The sequence below is a fragment of the Saccharothrix sp. NPDC042600 genome (genome assembly GCF_040647305.1).
Lineage (GTDB): Bacteria > Actinomycetota > Actinomycetes > Mycobacteriales > Pseudonocardiaceae > Actinosynnema > Actinosynnema mutabilis.
Map to the genome: position 1 here is coordinate 1 of NZ_JBEZBW010000030.1, position 16,819 is coordinate 16,819.

Sequence of the window (16,819 nt, forward strand, 5' to 3'; positions counted from 1 at the left end):
AACCCCAAAGCGTGGTTGCCTCCGGCAGGCCGTACGGGGAACGAACCGACGCCCTTCCACCCCCGGGGGCCTGCCGCGCGGCGAGCGCCGCTTTTCGCTCTTGATCTTTTCGCTCTTCGCTCTTCGCTCTTCGCTCTCGATCTTGAGCACGCCAGCGCGTCCGCCTAAACCTCAAGAGACCGCATGTCCCCCACCCCAGGAGACCCAACTCCCACCCCATAGCGCAACAACACGGTCCCCTTCCCCCCAACAGCCGGAGGCTCCAGCAACACCAGGTTCGTGGGAACAGCCCCGCCGTCGAACACCTTCTTCCCCACCCCCAACACGATCGGGTGCACCCACAGGTCCAAACGGTCGAACAGCTTCTCCTTCAACAACGTCTGCACCAGGTTCAAGCTCCCGACGACCTTCACGTGCTCGTGCCGCTCCACACACGTCCGCCACTCCCGGCGACCCACATTCGCCACTCCCGGCGATCCCCGAGGTCAGTCGGCCACCCGGCCGCTCGTCCGCCCCCGAAGGTAGACCCATCGGCCGCCGGCCACTCACCCGTGCGCACACACCCGGAGCGATTTTCGCGTCTCGTTTGAACACCGCACCCCCCTGTCTCGTTCGAACCGGGTGCCAACGCCCCCCGACGAGAGGGACGCACCCCCGTGACCGCGATGAGCACGCTCCACTCATTACCCCCGGACGACCGCGCCCTGTTCCATCGGTTCGCCGCCGGCCCGACCGAGACTCCGCCGTTCCGCCGCATCCACCACGCCTTCCAGGCCCAAGCCCGAACCGCCCGGCTGCGCGACACCCCGGCGGTGGAGCACGAAGGCGTCCGCCTGACCTACGGCGAGCTGGACGCCCGGTCCGACCGGGTCGCCGCGACGCTCGCCGCCGTCGGCGTCCGGCCGGGCGACCACGTCGGACTGTTCCTGACCAGGTCCGTGCACATGGTCGTCGGCATCCTGGGCGTCCTCAAAGCCGGCGCGGCGTACGTCCCCCAGGACATCCGGATCACCCCGCCCCACCACCTCGACCACGTCATGCGCACCGCCGGCATCAACGTCGTCCTCACCACCAGCGAACACGCCGGCACCATCCAGGCCCACACCACCCTCGCCCTCGACACCCTGCCAACCCACCCGCCACACCCACACCCCACCCACCCCCAACCCAACCCAAACCCCGCCCCCGACCCCGACCCCAACAACACCGCGGTCGTGATCTTCACCTCCGGCACCACAGGCGTCCCCAACGGCGTACGCGTCACCCACGCCAACCTCTGCAACGTGCTGCTCACCCACCCCGGCTCACTGGGAATCCGTCCCGGCGACCGGGTAGCCCAACTGCTCAACATCGCCTTCGACATGGCCGCCTGGGAGATCCTCGCCGCCCTCAGCCACGGCGCGACCCTCACGATCCGAGGCGGGAACCCCCAAGCGACAGCCGCCAACGCCACCGTCCTCATCGCCACCCCGGGCCTACTGTCCACAATAGACCCAGTCGCCTGCCCCGACGTCCGGGTGGTAGCGGTGGCCGGTGAACGCTGCCCGCAACCGCTGGCCGACGCCTGGTCCGCGAAAGCGACCTTCCACAACGCCTGCGGGCCGACCGAAGTCACCATCGTCAACACCGTCAGCCGGTACGACGGCCACCGCGTCACCATCGGCCGCCCGGTCCCGAACTCGACCGTCTACATCCTCGACGAGCACCTGCGCCCGTGCCGGATCGGCGAGATCGGCGAGATGTGGGCGGGCGGGGCGTGCGTGACCGCCGGGTACCTGAACAACGACGTCCTCACCGCCCAGCGCTACCGCCCGGACCCGTTCCTCGGCGGGGACCACCTCATGTTCCGCACCCGCGACCTCGGCCGCTGGACCCCCGACGGCGAACTGGAGCACCACGGCCGCACCGACGACCAGGTCAAGGTGCGCGGCTTCCGCGTCGAACTGGACGCGGTCACCTCCGCCCTGGAAACCACCGAGCACTGCCGCAAAGCCACCACCGTCGTGCACGACGGCGCCCTCGTCGGCTTCGTCAGCCCCGCCACCGTCGATCCGGACGCCGCCCGCGCGGCCGTGGCCCGCGCCCTGCCGTACTACTGCGTGCCGTCCCGGGTCGTCCCCGTGGACGACCTGCCGCTGACCGACCGCGGCAAGGTGGACCGGGCCGCGCTGCGCGCGCTGGTGACCGTCGCATGACCGCACTGCAGACGGCCACCCGCGCCACCTGGCTGCGCCGCCGCCCGTTCACCCACCACAACCGGCTGGCGGCGGCCGTCGTCCTGGCCAACCTGGTCGCCCTCGACGCCGACCCGACGGACATGGTCGTGGCCAACCTGACCCTCGCCGTCCTGGTCCGCCAACAACACGTGATCAACCTGCTGTTCCGCCTGGCGACCGCCGCACCCACGACCTGGCCGCTCAGGGTCCGCTGGACGCTCGGCAAGGTCTACCACTTCGGCGGGCTGCACGTGGGCGGGGCGGTGTGCGCCACGGCGTGGTTCGCGGTCGTCGCGTGGACCGGCGCCGACCCGCCGGCGTGGGCCATCCTGGCGCTCCTGGCGACCATGATCGCGTTCGCCCTGCCGAACCTGCGGGCACGGCGGCACGACCTGTTCGAACGCAGCCACCGCTTCGCCGGGTGGACCACCCTCGCGCTGTTCGCCGTGCACTCCGCGGCCCAGCCCGGGTTCCTCGGCTCGACCCGGTTCTGGCTGCTGACCGCGGTGGTGGTCAGCGTGGCGCTGCCCTGGCTGCGCCTGCGGAAGGTCCCCGTCCGGATCGTGCGCCCGTCCGGCCACGTCGCGCTCGTGTCGTTCGACTACGGCGTCACGCCGTTCGCCGGGTCGTCCACGGCGGTCAGCCGCAACCCGCTCCTGGAATGGCACTCGTTCGCGAACGTGCCCGCACCGGGCCGTTCCGGGTTCCGGCTCACGATCTCCCGCGCGGGCGACTGGACCGGCGCGCTGATCGACGACCTGCCGACGCACCTGTGGGTCAAGGGCGTGCCCACCGCCGGCGTGGGCAACATCGACAAGCTGTTCACCCGGGTGGTGTGGGTGGCCACCGGCAGCGGCATCGGCCCGTGCCTGCCGCACCTGCTCTCCGGCGACACCCCGGCCCGCCTGGTGTGGTCCACCCGCGACCCGCGCGCCACCTACGGCGACGACCTGGTGGACGAGATCCTCGCCGTCCAGCCGCACGCGGTCGTCCACGACACCGCCCGCGACGGCAAACCGGACCTGGTCGACCTGGCGCTGCGCGCGCACCGCGAGTTCGCCGCCGAGGCCGTGATCTGCATTTCCAACCGGAAGACCACCTGGCACGTCGTGGAATCGCTGGAAGCGCGCGGGGTGCCCGCGTTCGGCGCGATCTGGGACTCGTGAGGAGCGGGCTGTGGAGTACTCGACCCTGGTCGTGGAGACCGACGACGACGGCATCACCACGCTCACCGTGTCCCGCCCGCCGGCGCGCAACGCGCTGTCCGGCCGGGTGCTCGCGGAGCTGGCGCACTTCCTGTCCGGCCACACCACCACCCACCACACCACCACCCGCCACACCACCACTCACCCCACCACCACCGAACACACCACCACCCGCCACACCACCACCGAACACACCACCACCCGCCACGCCACCGCCGGCCTGGTCCTGACCGGCGCGCCGGGCCCGGCGTTCGTCGCCGGCGCGGACATCCGCGAGATGGCCGCGATGACACCGGAGCAAGGCGAGCGGTTCGGCGCGTCGGGCCGGCGGGTCACCCGGCGGCAGGTGGACGCGGCGGAGGCGTTGCGGTTGGGTCTGGTCAACGCGGTGTTCGAGGACCGGGCCGCCGTGCCGGCCGCCGCCCGTGCGGTGCCGCGCCGCACCGCCCGCGACTCGACCGACGCGGTGCCACTGACCAAGGCCGTGCTCAACGGGGTGCGTTAGCCGAGGAGGTGCGCCATCAACGACACCCACACCGCGCTGCTGCGCGCTCTCCACGACGAGCACGCGCCCGCGCTCTGGCGGTACGTGCGCCGCCTGACCGGTGACGACGAACTGGCCAACGACGTGGTGCAGGAGGCGCTGCTGCGCGCGTGGCGCAACCCGGCGGTGCTGGAGCAGGGCACCGCGGCGGCCCGCGCCTGGCTCTACACGGTCGCCCGCAACGTCGTGATCGACGATCGGCGCAGCGCCCGCGCCCGCTGGGAGGTGGGGTCGGCGCGGGTGCCCGAACGGGTCCGGTCCGACCCCAGCGACTCGGCGCTGGACGCCTGGCTGGTGGCCGACGTGCTCACCCAGCTGACCCCCGAACACCGCACGGTGATCGTCCGTGCGTACTACATGGGGCAGTCGGTCGCCGAACTGGCGGCGGAGTTGGACGTGCCCGAAGGGACGGTCCGGTCGCGGTTGCACTACGGTCTGCGGGCACTGCGCCTGGCGTTGGAGGAGAAGGGGGTCACCGGACGGTGAGCGCGCCAGTCGATCCCTACCGGGACTGGGGCGCCGCGTACGTGCTGGGGTCGCTCGCACCGGCGCAGCGGCGCGAGTTCGAGGCCCACCTGGGCGGGTGCCCGGACTGCGCGGCCGACGTGGCGGCGCTGGCGGGCGTCCCCGGGCTGCTGTCGGCGGTGCCGCGGGACCGGGCGGTCGCCCTGCTGGAGCCCGAACCCGCGGGCGCGCCGTCGGTCCTGCCGGGGCTGTTGGCGGCCGAACGGTCCCGCCGGCGTCGGGCCCGGGTCCTCGCCGTCGCCGCCGTGGTGGCCGCGGCCCTGGCGGGGGCGGGGGTGACGGCCCTGCTCCGGCCGCCCCCGGCGGTGGTCGTCGTCGCGCCGGACGTGCCGATGCGGCAGACCGTGCCCAGCCCGGTGACGGCCAGCCTCCGGTTGGTCGAGGAGCCGTGGGGCACGCGGATCGAGGTGCGGTGCTCGTACGCCGTGCCGACGAGCGGTCCGACGCCGCCGGTGTTCGCCTACGCGTTGTACGTGGTGGATGGGCAGGGCTCCGCCGTTCAGGTCGCCACCTGGACGGCGGGCCCCGGCTCGACCACGCTGCCGGTCGCGACCACCCGACTGGTCCGCTCGGACGTCACGGCGGTGGAGATCCGGTTGGTGGACAGGGACCTGGTGCTGTTGCGCGTCGAACTCTGAGGCCGTCCCACCGGGACCGGCCAATGTTCGCGATAACAACGCAACCGCCCACCTCCACAGAACGCCGTCTAGCCACCGCGTTACAGACATGTTAACGTTCACTTCGCCGCCACCGACCCGAGGACCCTGAGCCAGCCCGAGGAGCCGTGGTCGCCGTGCGAAGACTGGCCCTGACAGCCCTGGTCGTCACCCTGGCGGTCGTGTTCGCGCCGCCCGCGTCGGCCTACCCCACGCCGCCCGCGCCGTCCGCGTCGGCCTACCCCGCGCCGGGTCGCGTGACCGGGGACGTCGGCGTGCACGACCCGAGCATGGTCAAGCGCCCCGAAGGCGGCTACCTGGTGGCGCACACCGGGAACGACATCGCCCTCAAGACCTCCGCCGACCGCACCGCCTTCCGGAACGCGGGCTCGGCGTTCCCCGGCGGCGCGCCGTGGACGAGCGCCTACACCGGCGGCAGCCGCAACCTCTGGGCGCCCGACCTGTCCCACCGCGATGGCCGGTACTGGCTGTACTACTCGGCCTCCACGTTCGGCTCCAACCGCTCGGCGATCTTCCTGGCCACCAGCCCGACCGGCGCGTCGGGCACCTGGACCCACCGCGGCCTGGTGGTCGAGTCCCGCACCACCGACGACTTCAACGCCATCGACCCCGACCTGGTCGTGGACGACCAGGGGCGCTGGTGGCTGAGCTTCGGCTCGTTCTGGTCCGGCATCAAGATGATCGCGCTCAACCCCGCCACCGGCCTGCGCGCCGACAGCACCCTGCGCTCCCTCGCCGGCCGCGGCGGCGGCCCGATCGAAGCGCCCACCATCGTCAAGCGCGGGAACTTCCACTACCTGTTCGTGTCGTTCGACTACTGCTGCCGGGGCGCGAACAGCACCTACCGCGTGATGGTCGGCCGCTCGACCAGCGTCACCGGCCCGTACCTCGACCGCGCCGGCCGGGCGCTGACCTCAGGCGGCGGCACGGAGGTCCTGGCCGGACAGGGCGGCGTGCACGGTCCCGGCCACCAGGACGTGTTCGGCGACACCGACCACGACATCCTCGTCTACCACTACTACGCCGACAACGGCGCTTCCCTGTTGGGCCTGAACTGGCTCGGCTGGGACGCCGCCGGCTGGCCGTACGTCCACTGAGGACCGAACTCCAGGGAGACCCGTGATCTCGCGCCTGGCCCCGCTCGCCCTCGTGGCGATCCTCGTCGGCGGGCTGACCGCCGCTCCCCCGGCCGTCGCGGCCGTGGTGGACACCAACGCCTCCTACGTCCTGGTCAACCGGCACAGCGGCAAAGCGCTCGACCTCTACAACCTCGCCACCCACGACGGCGCGCCGGTCGTGCAGTGGTCGCGCAACGACGGCGCCTGGCAGCAGTGGCGGTTCGTGGACTCCGGCGGCGGCTACTACCGGCTGAAGTCCCGGCACAGCGGCAAGGTGCTGGAGTTCCCGTCCACGGCGGACCGCGTCGGGCTGGTGCAGAACACCGACGCCGGCCGCACGAGCCAGCAGTTCCGCCTGGCCGACTCCGCCGGCGGGCACGTGCGGCTGGTCAACCGGGCCAGCGGCAAGGCCGTGGACGTGCTGGACTTCTCCACCGCCGACGGCGCGCAGGTGATCCAGTGGCCCGACACGGGCGGCGCGAACCAGCAATGGCTGCTCGTGCGGGTGGGCGCGGGCACGTTCACCAACCCGATCAAGCGCAACGGCCCGGACCCGTGGTTGCAGTACCACAACGGCTACTACCACCTGGCCACGACGACGTGGAACTCCACCATCACCATGCGCCGCTCGCGCACGCTCGCCGGGCTGGCCACCGCGCCCGACCAGGTGGTGTTCGACCTCGCCGGCCGGCCCAACGGGTGCTGCACCATGTGGGCGCCGGAGTTCCACCTGCTCAACGGGCGCTGGTACCTGTACTACGTGGCCGGGCAGAACGTGCCGGACTACAACCCGACCCAGCGCCTGCACGTGCTGGAGAGCGCGGGCACCGACCCGATGGGCCCGTACAGCTTCAAGGCCGACCTGGGCAGCACGTGGGAACTCGACCCGAGCGTCCTCCAGCACAACGGCCGGCTGTACCTGATGGGCAGCGCGATGGACGGCACCCAGTCCCTGACCATCACGCCGCTGTCCAACCCGTGGACGATCAGCGGACCGCGCCGCACCATCTCCCAGCCCACCCTGTCCTGGGAGCGCCAGACCCACCCGGTCAACGAGGGCGCGGAACCGTTGTACCGCAACGGCCGCACGATGATCGTCTACTCGGCCAGCGCGTGCTGGGGCCCGGACTACAAGCTGGGCCTGCTCACCCTGACCGGCACCGACCCGCTCGACCGGGCGCACTGGACCAAGTCGCCGAACCCGGTCTTCCAACGCGACGACGCGGCCGGCGTGTTCGCCCCGGGCCACAACGGCTTCTTCAAGTCGCCGGACGGCACGGAGGACTGGATCGTCTACCACGCCAACGACTCGGCCGGCGGCGGCTGCGACATGAACCGCTCGACCCGCGCGCAGGAGTTCACCTGGAACCCCGACGGCACCCCGAACTTCGGCGCCCCCGTCCGCCTGGGCACCGCCCTGCCCGCACCTTCCGGCGAACCCGTCGGCTGACGGGTCAGAGGTCGATGTCGATCCACACCGCGGCGTGGTCGGAGGCGCCGTGGCGGGAGGCGGTGATCTCCGGGTAGACCTGCCACTGGGCGGGCGGGTTGACGTTGTCCGGGTCGCCCCACAACCCCTTGCGGAACACGCCTCCCGCCGTGACCAGCGCGGCCAGTTCCGGGGAGACCAGGATGTAGTCCAGGCGGTTGCGCAGGCTGCACGACTGGAACGTGCCGGGGCGCGGGCCGGGGTCGAACCCGGGCAGGCTCGCCGTGTCCACCAGCGGGGTGCCGGGGCCCAGGAGCGGTTCCAGGGTCGGGTGTCGGGGCGGGTCGTCGTTGGTCGGGCCCTTGTTCAGGTCTCCCAGCACGGCGACCAGTTCCGCGCCGTCCGCGCGCAGGGCGTCGTAGATGGCGCGGACCCGGGCGCTCTGCCGCCGCCGCAACGGGTCGGGGTCGCCGCTGGAGAACGACTGGCTCTTGAAGTGGTTCGGCAGCAGGAACAACTCGCGCCCGCCCGGCAGCCGCAGCTGGTAGACCGGGCAGTCCCGGCTGAACAGGGCACGGCCGGCGCGTTCGGGGTCGGGGTCGTCCACGTGGCTGCGGACCGACTCGATCGCGACCCGCGCGGTGGTCATCACGCCGACGTCGATGCCGCGCGGGTCGTTGCCGTCCACCAGCATGGCGTGCGCGTACCGCCGGCCCAGCAGGGCCTCGTTGAACCGGACCAGCGCCGGCCGGTGCTCGGCCTCGACCAGGCACAGGACGTCCGCGGCCACCTCGTTCACGACCTTCGCCGTCATGCGGGTGGCGATCTCGTCGACCGGTTCGGTGATCAGGTCCACCCAGCCGATCCAGTCGCCGCGACCGGTGGCCACGATCGTGGCGTCCCCGCCGCCGGGCTGCTTGAGGAAGTCGCCGCGGTTCTCCCGCAGCAACGCCCACGCGCCGAACGGCTCCGGGTTGAGCACCAGGCGGTTGTCGGCGCGCACCAGGACCTGGAGGGTTTCCAGGTCCTCCAGCATCTCCCGCTTGTCGATCTCGGTGTAGGCGGGTTCGGCGGAGACGGCGCCGAACCGGCTGTAGGCGGCGAGCACGGGGCCGGCGTCACCGGAGAGCGCCTTGGCCCGCTCGAACAGGTTCTCGACGTTGAAGGTCGCGACTCGGACGGTCATGGCGACGCCTCGATTCCAGGGGACTTGTCTGTCCAGTCGCCACGACCCCCGGCCGGGTTACGCCGTTCACCCGAACGAGGGTAGGCGGTGCGGTTCTGCCCCGGGGCTGAGGTGAACAGGGCGTCACCGATCCGGCGGTTGGTGTGACCGACCGGTGCGCGGCCGGCCCAGTTCCCCGATCCGCCCCTCCCCGCACGGCGCGCGCCACTATGGTGGGGCCGCGGTCCGGCAAAACGGGCACGGTAGCCCCGGTGCGGCGAGGACGGAGCATGCGCGCGGACGCCCGACGCAACTACGAACAACTGGTGGAGCAGGCCAAGGTCGCCTTCGCCGAACACGGCGTGGACGCCCCCTTGGACGCCATCGCGCGGCGGGCGGGCGTGACGAGCGGGACCCTCTACCGCCACTTCCCCACCCGCCTGGACCTGGTCGAAGCGGTGCTGGCGGACCGGACGGCCGACCTGGTGGGCCTGGGCCACCACCTGCTCACCGCGGCCGACCCGGTCGAGGCGCTGACCACCTGGCTGCGCGCCGCCCTGACCCACAGCCTGACCTACCGGGGCCTGTCGGCCACCATGCTGAACCTGACCCTGGACCGCCGCCACGGCCCGGTCTCGCCGTGGCACGCCGCGCTGTTCGACGTCTGCGCGGCGCTGCTGGCCCGAGCCGCCGACGCCGGCGCGATCACCGCCGGGGCGACCGCCACGGACGTGCTGAAGGTGATCAGCGCCATCGCGTGGGCCACCCAGGACTCCCCCGACACCACCACCCAGGCCGACCGCCTGCTGACGCTGTTCTTCACCGGTCTGCGCCACGACGCGCGCGGTCAGTCCGGGGTGAGGCGGTAGCGCTTGTCCTTGAGCCGGTGGACGCGGGCGGTCGGGCAGGCGCGGCGCAGGGCCTCGGTCAGGTCGCCGCCCGTGTAGCCGACCAGGAGCGGTTGGAGTTCGCGCACGTCGTCCAACGAGCGCACCACGACTCGGCCGTTGACCCGGTGCGGGGTGATGCGACGTCGCCCGACCTCGATCCGACCGCTTCACGCGCCCTCCCCCACGCGAACGACGCGTCCGGCTCACTGGTCCCCATACGGCGACGGTAAAAGCGACCCGCCGACGCGACAACGGCCACGCGAGCGGAACCTTCCGACCGTCAGGGAGTGCGGCGATAGCGGTGCGGCGAGGTCGTGGAGGCGTCGAGGACGTTGTTCGCGTGGCGGGTCGATCAGACCCCCGCGAGCCCGTCGGCCATCGCGAAACTCGCTTTCCCCCGTTGCGACACTGGTCCACAACGACCGTGGAGGGTGACTGGTGCGCAGCGGGGACGTCGGGCTGGAGCTGGGATCGCGGGTCGCCGCCGCCGTGCGCGCCGCCCTTGGGGTGGAGATCACGCCCGCCGAGGCGTTGATCCGACCGGCACCGCCGAACCGCGCGGACTACCAGTGCAACGCCGCGATGGGCCTGGCCAAGCGGCTCGGCCGGCCGGCGCGGGAGGTCGCGGCGGCCATCGTCGAGCACCTCGACGTGAGCGACCTCGCCGAGCCGCCCGAGGTCGCCGGGCCGGGGTTCGTGAACTTCGCGCTGCGCCGCGACCGGCTGGCCGCGCGGCTCGCGGACCTGGTGGCCGACGACCGGCTCGGGGTCCCGCCGGTGGCCGAGCCGCGCCGGTGCGCGATCGACTACGGCAGTCCCAACGTGGCCAAGGAGATGCACGTCGGGCACCTGCGGTCGGCGATCATCGGGGACGCCGTCGTGCGCGTGCTGGAGTTCGCCGGGCACGACGTGGTCCGGCACAACCACCTCGGCGACTGGGGCACGCCGTTCGGGATGCTCATCGAGCACCTCACCGACGAGGGCGGATCGGCCGGCGGCTCCATCCGCGACCTCGACGCGTTCTACCGGGCCGCCCGGCGGAAGTTCGACACCGACCCCGGCTTCGCCGACCGGTCGCGGCGGCGGGTCGTGGCGCTGCAACGGGGCGACGAGGCGACGTTGGCGTTGTGGCGGGACCTGGTGCGGGCGTCCGAACGGCACTTCGCCGAGGTGTACGCGCTGCTGGGGGTGAAACTGGACGAGGCCGACCACTACCCGGAGAGCTTCTACAACCCGTTCCTGGATGAGGTCGTCGCCGACCTGGAGGCCGCCGGGCTGACCGAGGTCAGCGACGGGGCCGTGTGCGTGTTCCCGCCGGGCTTCACCAACCGGGACGGCGAGCGGCTGCCGCTGATCGTGCGCAAGAGCGACGGCGGCTACGGCTACGCCGCCACGGACCTCGCGACCGTGCGGTACTGGACCCGGGAGCGCGAGGCCACCGACCTGCTCTACGCGGTCGGCTCGCCCCAGGCCCAGCACTTCCGGATGGTCTTCGCCACGGCGGAGCGGATGGGCTGGCTGGACGACGACCACCGCGCCGTGCACATCGGGTTCGGCTCGGTCCTGGGCGAGGACGGCAAGGTGCTGCGGACCCGGGCGGGCGCTTCGGTGAAGCTGGTCGACCTGCTGCGCGAGGCGGTCGACCGGGCCGCCGAGGTGCTGTCGCGGCGCGGTGAGCTGCCCGAGGAGCTGCGCGGCCCGGTGGCGCGGGCGGTCGGCATCGGGGCGGTGAAGTACGCCGACCTGTCCGGGGACCGGGAGAAGGACTACGTCTTCGCCTGGGACCGGATGCTCGCGCTGGAGGGCAACACGTCGGTGTACCTCCAGTACGCCAACGCGCGGGCCCGGTCGGTCGTCGCCAGGGCGGGTCGCACCGGGGGCCCGGTGTCGCTGGACACCCCGGCCGAGCGGACGCTGGCCGTGCAGCTGGTGCGGCTGCCCGCCGCCGTGGCCGTGACGGCGGCGGAGTACGCGCCGCACAAGCTGTGCACCTACCTCTACGAGACGGCCGTCGCGTTCTCCGCCTTCTACGAGCACTGCCCGATCCTGAAGGCGCCCGACGACCGGACCCGGGACTCGCGGCTGGCGTTGGCGCACCTCACTTCCCGCGTGCTGACCCTCGGCTTGGACCTGCTGGGCATCGAGGCACCCGAGAGCCTGTGACGCCTCACTCGGGTTTGACCGCCCGGACGCAGTGCAGGAAGCCGACCGCCGCGACCGCCGGTCCGGTGAACCCCGCCTCGACCAGCATCGGCTCGATGCGCTCCACCGGGTTGTCGCGCATCGCCCGCCCCGCCGTCGCGCCCACCACGCGCCGGGACAGGACGCCCTTGGGCGGGGTGAAGTCGGCGACCATCACCCGGCCGCCGGGGCGCAGCACCCGGAACGCCTCCCGGAACGCCGCGCCCCGCGACGCCTCGGGGATGTGGTGCACGGCCAGGCTGGACACCACCACGTCGAACTCCCCGTCCGCGAACGGCAACGCCTCCGCGCGCCCCACCTCGAACGCGCAGTCGCGCCGCAGCCGCCGGGCCTGCGCGACCATCGGTTCGGACAGGTCCACCCCGACCGCGCGCCCGCCGGCGCGGGCCGCCATCGACGTCAGGTAGCCGGTCCCGCACCCCACGTCCAGCACGCGGTCGCCCGCGCGGACCCCGGCGAACGCCACCAGTCGTCCGAACGTGCGCCGCCGCCGCCCCGCGAACACCACCGCGGACAACACCTCGTACGCGCGAGCGTGTCCGATCGCGCCCGGCGCGTCCGCCGAACCGTGCATCCCCAGCACCCTCATGACCGCACCCCTAACTTAGTCGTGACTAAGTACTCAGCTTAGTGACGACTAAGTTGTCCGGCAAGGGCACTACGATGACCGGGTGACCGGACGCACCCGCATGACCGCCGAGGAACGCCGCGAGTCGATCCTCGCCGCGGCCACGAAGGTCTTCGCCCAGACCGGTTACCTGCGCGGCAAGACCTCCGCCGTGGCGCGCGAGGTCGGGGTGAGCGAACCGGTCGTCTTCCAGAACTTCGGCACCAAGGCCACGCTGTTCGCCGCCGTGGTCGAACGGGCCGCCGACCACGTGTGCCGCGTGGTCGAGCGGATGACCGACAGCGCCGTCCCGGTGACCTCGCTGTTGGAGCTGATCCTCGACCCCGACCACCTCGAACGCGTGCACAGCGCGGGCAGCGTGGGCGCGATCATCGCCGACGCCTCCTCCATCACCGACGTGCCCGAGGTGGAGGCGGCGGCCCGGACGTCCACCCGCCGCTTCGCCACCGCCCTCACGGCCCTGCTGGAGCGCGGCCGGTCCGCCGGGGAGCTGCGCCCCGACCTGGACCCGGAAGCCGCCGCCTGGTGGTTGCTGTCCCTGGTGGCTTCCCAGCGCTTCCGCCGGGCGACCGCCGCGGACCCCGCGACCGTGGAGGCGCGCCTGGCCGCGAGCACCCTGGCGTTCCTGACCCGCTGAACCGCGGTTCCGCCGCGTTCCCACCCGCGACCCCGCGGTCGCCGGGGCGGGTGAAGCGGCGGTGTGGAGGGCTGAAACCCGTCGCCGCCACTGGTTCCCGCGCTCGGCGCGGAGCGACGATCGGGACTCCGGCGTCCTATCGGTGAGGTCATCCGACCCCGGCCGGCGGGCGCTCCGATCGGGGAGCCGAACACGACCCACGCGCCCGTCCGGGTGCCGACCTCCGTCGAGCAGGTGATCGACCTCCTGGCCAAGGTCGAGGCGGAGGTCCGCGCCGAGTGCGAGCCCCTCCTGCTCAGGCTGCCGACGGCCCAGGCCGAGGACCTCAAGCACCACCTGTCCGCGTTCGGCATGTCCCGGGCCCGCGACGCCTCCTGGATCGCCGCCCTGGACCTGTGGGCCAAGCGCAACACCCTGCTCTACACCGGCACCCTGGCCGCCATCGCCACGGCGGTGGGGGCGACCGGCGCCACCATCCTGCTCCCGGTGGTCCCCATGCCGCCCGCGTAGCGCGGGCTTCAGCCCAGCCGGTAGCCGACGCCGCGCACGGTGTGGACGACCTGCGGCGTGCGGAGCTTGCGGCGCAGGGAGGTCATCAGGACGTCGAGGACGTTGGACTTCGGGTCGGCCATCTCGTCCCACGCGTGGGCGAGCAGGTCCAGGCGGGACACCGGTTCGCCGGCCCTGGCCATGAGCAGGTGCAGCACGGAGAACTCCGTCGGGGTCAGGGTCAGCACGACGCCGCCCCGGCGCGCCTCGCGCCGGCCCACGTCCAGCTCCAGGTCGCCGTGGGCCAGCACCACCGCCTCGCCGATCGGGCCCCGCCGGCACAGGCTGCGCACCCGCACCACCAGCTCGTCCATCGCGAACGGCTTGACCAGGTAGTCGTCGCCCACCGCCAGCCCCGCCACGCGGTGGGCGACGTCGTCCAGCGCGGTCAGGAACAGCACCGGCACCTGGAAACCGTTCTCCCGCAACCCCTCCACCAGGTCCAGGGTGTCGCCGCCGGGCACCACCCGGTCCAGGACCGCGCAGTCGTAGGAGTTCACCGCGAGGGCCTCGTCGGCGGCGGCCAGGTCGGTGGCCGTGTCCACGGCGAAACCCTCGCCCCGCAACGACAGCGCGACGGCGAACAGCAGGTCGTCGTCGTCCTCGGTCACCAGGATCCGCACGGACCCCACCGTATCGCGACGCCCGCGCCCGCCCACCCGCTACCGTGCGTCCCCGGACGGACGGACGAGCGGGGAACCGGGCGATGCGCGTGCTGGTGGTGGAGGACGACGACGACCTGCGGGTGGCGGTCTCGACGGAACTGCGGGGCGCGGGGCTCGACGTGGACACCGCGTCGCGCATCGCCGAAGCCGACCGGGTGCTGTCCACGGCGACGCACCAGTGCGTGGTGTTCGACCGGATGCTGCCCGACGGCGACGCGATCGACTACGTCCAGGACCGCCGCCGGCGGGGCTGGGCCGTGCCGGTGCTGTTCCTGACCGCGCGCGACACCCTGGCCGACCGGGTGGCCGGGTTCCACCACGGTGGTGACGACTACCTGGTCAAGCCGTTCGCCGTGGACGAGCTGTCCGCCCGCGTCCTCACCCTGGCGCGGCGGGCGGGCCGCGGGCGGCCGTCGGTGCTGCGGCACGGCGACCTGGAGGTGGACTGCGCGCGGCGCGAGGTGACCCGGGCCGGGGTGGCGCTGACGTTGAGCGGCAAGGAGTTCGCGGTGCTGGAGTACCTCGCCGCGCACGCCGGCCGGGCGGTCAGCCGCCTGGACCTGGTCGAGCACTGCTGGGACGGCGAGGACCAGGCGCCCACCGTGGTGAACCTGGTGGTGCTGCGGTTGCGGCGCAAGCTGCGCGAGCCCGCGCTGATCCACACCGTCGGCGGGTTCGGCTACCGGCTGGGGCTGTCGTGAGCGGGTCGGCGGCGCGGCTGCGCGCGCTGCGGCGGGTGCTGACGGTGTTGTTCACGGCCATGAACACCGCGGGTCTGCTGGTGCTGGCCGTGGTGGTGGTCCGCGAGGACGCCGAGCAGGGCGCGGAGCGGCTGGACGCCGAGCTGCGCCGGGTGACCGCCGTGGCGAGCCGGTTGATCGACTTCCGGGAATCCCTGGTCACGGCCGATCTCGTGCGGGACCCGATCAACCGCGAGTGCCCGCAGTTCGCGATCCTGCCCGGCGGCGCGCCCCGGGAGTTCCTGGGGCACACCAGCGACCGGTCGTGCGCGCCGGTGGACATCGGCGTGCTCAGCGGCTTGGCGACCGAGGCGGTCGGCAAGAACGCCACGTTGCAGGGCGACAAGGACGACCTGCGGGTCCGCGCCGAACCGCTGCGCACCGACGACGGCGCGGTGGTGGGCGCGATCGTCGCCGTGGCCGACCTGGGTCCGGAGCGGTCGCGGCACCAGGCGGTGCTGTGGACCGTGGTCGCGGGGTGCCTGGTGCTGGCGGTGGCCCTGGGCATCGCGGGCCACGTGCTGTCCGGCCGCGCGATCCGCCCCGCCGCCGCCGCGCTGGAGCAACAGGAGGTGCTGCTCGCCGAGACCGCGCACGACCTGCGCACCCCGGTGGCGGCCCTGCGCGCCCTCGCCGAGTCGGCGCTGCGCCACCCCGACCAGCACGCCGAACTGCTGCCCCGCACGGTCCGGCTGGCGGGCCGGATGGGCGGCATCATCGACGGCCTGCTGGTCCGGGCGCGCCTGGCCGCCGGCGTGGAGCAGCTGACCATCAAACGGGTGTGGCTGGACCAACTGGTCGCCGGCGTGGTCGAGGAGACCCCCAAGCACGGCGCACGGGTCACCCTCACCGCCGCGCCGACGGCCGTGGACGTCGACCGCACCCTGGTGCACCGGGCCGTGGGCAACCTGCTGACCAACGCCCTGCGCCACGGCCACCAGCCCGGGGTGGAGGCGATCGTGCACATCACCGTCGCCGACGGCCGGGTCACGGTGGCCGACCACGGGCCGGGCATCGACGCGGCGCTGGCCGAGGAGGCGTTCGACCGGTTCACGGGGTCCGGCGCGTCCTCGGGGCTGGGCCTGTCGATCGTCCGCTGGGTGGCGCTGGCGCACGGCGGTTCGCTGCGCGTGTTCAACGCGGAGGAGGGCGGCGCGATCTTCGAGCTGACCTTCCCGGTCAGCGGACCGTGACGGTGCTCCACGGGCGCAGCGTCACCCAGTCGCCGTCCAGGCGGTAGGCGAGGTAGTAGGTGTACTCGCCCGGCTCGGGGAACACCCGGTGCAGCCGGATCTCCCGCGGGGTCGTGCCCAACGCCTGGTCGCGCAGTTCGGGGAAGTCGTGGGCCGCGCCGGACGTGTCCTGCACGCGCACGGTCAGGCCGCGCAGCACCAACGGCCGGTCCGCCGCCAACTCCGCCCGCACCACGACCTCCTGCCCCGCCTTGGGCAACGCCGGTTCCAGCCGCAACGGGCCGGCGATGGTCGGCTTCGCCGGCAGGGCGGCCACGGGCACGTCGCGTTCGGCCGTCAGCGCCACGACCGCGAGGACCACCGCGACGACCACCGCCGCGGGCACCAAGAACTTCCGCTGCACCAATCCTGGACCGCCCCTGTATCGAGTGCCCTA

At 73.0% G+C, this 16,819-nt stretch carries 19 protein-coding genes; 13 read left to right on the forward strand and 6 right to left on the reverse strand.

Annotated elements, in window-relative coordinates:
• Nucleotides 1-164: 164 nt before the first annotated feature.
• Nucleotides 165-413, reverse strand: coding sequence for a dihydrofolate reductase family protein (locus AB0A74_RS19765; RefSeq protein WP_358251297.1), 249 nt, complete (start codon nucleotides 411-413; stop codon nucleotides 165-167).
• A 252-nt stretch (nucleotides 414-665) separates the two neighbouring features.
• Between AB0A74_RS19765 and AB0A74_RS19770 the strand changes: the two genes are divergently transcribed.
• From AB0A74_RS19770 to AB0A74_RS19800, 7 genes are all read left to right on the forward strand, one after another.
• Entirely contained in the window at nucleotides 666-2,195 is a 1,530-nt protein-coding gene (locus AB0A74_RS19770) for an amino acid adenylation domain-containing protein (RefSeq protein ID WP_358251299.1), read from the forward strand.
• Nucleotides 2,192-3,382 (forward strand): hypothetical protein, encoded by a 1,191-nt coding sequence (locus AB0A74_RS19775; protein WP_358251301.1) that lies wholly within the window; start codon nucleotides 2,192-2,194, stop codon nucleotides 3,380-3,382. The genes AB0A74_RS19770 and AB0A74_RS19775 overlap by 4 nt, the downstream gene beginning before the upstream one ends.
• 10 nt (nucleotides 3,383-3,392) lie before the next feature.
• Complete coding sequence (locus tag AB0A74_RS19780; RefSeq protein WP_358251303.1) at nucleotides 3,393-3,926, forward strand: hypothetical protein; 534 nt, start codon at nucleotides 3,393-3,395, stop codon at nucleotides 3,924-3,926.
• A 15-nt stretch (nucleotides 3,927-3,941) separates the two neighbouring features.
• The gene (locus tag AB0A74_RS19785; RefSeq protein WP_358251402.1) at nucleotides 3,942-4,451 is read left to right on the forward strand and encodes a sigma-70 family RNA polymerase sigma factor; all 510 of its coding nucleotides are present in this window, start codon (nucleotides 3,942-3,944) and stop codon (nucleotides 4,449-4,451) included.
• A complete protein-coding gene (locus AB0A74_RS19790) occupies nucleotides 4,448-5,128 on the forward strand; it encodes a zf-HC2 domain-containing protein (protein WP_358251304.1) in 681 nt (226 codons plus the stop codon). The genes AB0A74_RS19785 and AB0A74_RS19790 overlap by 4 nt, the downstream gene beginning before the upstream one ends.
• A 155-nt stretch (nucleotides 5,129-5,283) precedes the next feature.
• A complete protein-coding gene (locus AB0A74_RS19795; protein ID WP_358251306.1) occupies nucleotides 5,284-6,264 on the forward strand; it encodes an arabinan endo-1,5-alpha-L-arabinosidase in 981 nt (326 codons plus the stop codon).
• A gap of 22 nt (nucleotides 6,265-6,286) precedes the next feature.
• The gene (locus AB0A74_RS19800; RefSeq protein WP_358251307.1) at nucleotides 6,287-7,735 is read left to right on the forward strand and encodes a family 43 glycosylhydrolase; all 1,449 of its coding nucleotides are present in this window, start codon (nucleotides 6,287-6,289) and stop codon (nucleotides 7,733-7,735) included.
• A gap of 4 nt (nucleotides 7,736-7,739) precedes the next feature.
• Here the strand turns inward: AB0A74_RS19800 and AB0A74_RS19805 are convergent, their stop codons facing one another.
• Complete coding sequence (locus tag AB0A74_RS19805; protein ID WP_358251309.1) at nucleotides 7,740-8,900, reverse strand: endonuclease/exonuclease/phosphatase family protein; 1,161 nt, start codon at nucleotides 8,898-8,900, stop codon at nucleotides 7,740-7,742.
• 269 nt (nucleotides 8,901-9,169) lie between these two features.
• On the opposite strand from AB0A74_RS19805, the gene AB0A74_RS19810 reads away from it, so the two are divergent.
• Nucleotides 9,170-9,748, forward strand: a complete 579-nt coding sequence (locus tag AB0A74_RS19810; RefSeq protein WP_358251311.1) for a helix-turn-helix domain-containing protein — start codon at nucleotides 9,170-9,172, stop codon at nucleotides 9,746-9,748.
• Here AB0A74_RS19810 and AB0A74_RS19815 read toward each other — a convergent pair.
• Nucleotides 9,727-9,876 (reverse strand): hypothetical protein, encoded by a 150-nt coding sequence (locus AB0A74_RS19815; protein WP_358251313.1) that lies wholly within the window; start codon nucleotides 9,874-9,876, stop codon nucleotides 9,727-9,729. The two genes, AB0A74_RS19810 and AB0A74_RS19815, sit on opposite strands and share 22 nt — an antisense overlap.
• Nucleotides 9,877-10,207: 331 nt before the next feature.
• Here AB0A74_RS19815 and argS point away from each other — a divergent pair, with 331 nt between their 5' ends.
• Nucleotides 10,208-11,932, forward strand: a complete 1,725-nt coding sequence (gene argS / locus AB0A74_RS19820; RefSeq protein ID WP_358251315.1) for an arginine--tRNA ligase — start codon at nucleotides 10,208-10,210, stop codon at nucleotides 11,930-11,932.
• A gap of 4 nt (nucleotides 11,933-11,936) precedes the next feature.
• Here argS and AB0A74_RS19825 read toward each other — a convergent pair whose 3' ends face one another.
• Complete coding sequence (locus AB0A74_RS19825) at nucleotides 11,937-12,560, reverse strand: class I SAM-dependent methyltransferase (protein WP_358251316.1); 624 nt, start codon at nucleotides 12,558-12,560, stop codon at nucleotides 11,937-11,939.
• An 82-nt stretch (nucleotides 12,561-12,642) separates the two neighbouring features.
• Between AB0A74_RS19825 and AB0A74_RS19830 the strand changes: the two genes are divergently transcribed.
• Both AB0A74_RS19830 and AB0A74_RS19835 read left to right on the forward strand, forming a co-directional pair.
• On the forward strand, nucleotides 12,643-13,236 hold the full coding sequence (locus AB0A74_RS19830; protein WP_358251318.1) for a helix-turn-helix domain-containing protein: 594 nt from the start codon (nucleotides 12,643-12,645) through the stop codon (nucleotides 13,234-13,236).
• 234 nt (nucleotides 13,237-13,470) lie between these two features.
• Nucleotides 13,471-13,746: a DUF5995 family protein gene (locus AB0A74_RS19835; RefSeq protein WP_358251319.1), complete on the forward strand. Its 276-nt coding sequence runs from the start codon at nucleotides 13,471-13,473 to the stop codon at nucleotides 13,744-13,746.
• A gap of 8 nt (nucleotides 13,747-13,754) precedes the next feature.
• On the opposite strand, the gene AB0A74_RS19840 is transcribed toward AB0A74_RS19835, so the two are convergent.
• The gene (locus AB0A74_RS19840) at nucleotides 13,755-14,408 is read right to left on the reverse strand and encodes a response regulator transcription factor (RefSeq protein WP_358251321.1); all 654 of its coding nucleotides are present in this window, start codon (nucleotides 14,406-14,408) and stop codon (nucleotides 13,755-13,757) included.
• 83 nt (nucleotides 14,409-14,491) lie between these two features.
• Here AB0A74_RS19840 and AB0A74_RS19845 point away from each other — a divergent pair, with 83 nt between their 5' ends.
• A complete protein-coding gene (locus tag AB0A74_RS19845) occupies nucleotides 14,492-15,151 on the forward strand; it encodes a response regulator transcription factor (protein WP_358251323.1) in 660 nt (219 codons plus the stop codon).
• Entirely contained in the window at nucleotides 15,148-16,383 is a 1,236-nt protein-coding gene (locus AB0A74_RS19850) for a HAMP domain-containing sensor histidine kinase (protein ID WP_358251325.1), read from the forward strand. The genes AB0A74_RS19845 and AB0A74_RS19850 overlap by 4 nt, the downstream gene beginning before the upstream one ends.
• Here the strand turns inward: AB0A74_RS19850 and AB0A74_RS19855 are convergent.
• Nucleotides 16,370-16,786, reverse strand: a complete 417-nt coding sequence (locus AB0A74_RS19855; RefSeq protein WP_358251327.1) for a hypothetical protein — start codon at nucleotides 16,784-16,786, stop codon at nucleotides 16,370-16,372. The two genes, AB0A74_RS19850 and AB0A74_RS19855, sit on opposite strands and share 14 nt — an antisense overlap.
• Nucleotides 16,787-16,819: the final 33 nt, after the last annotated feature.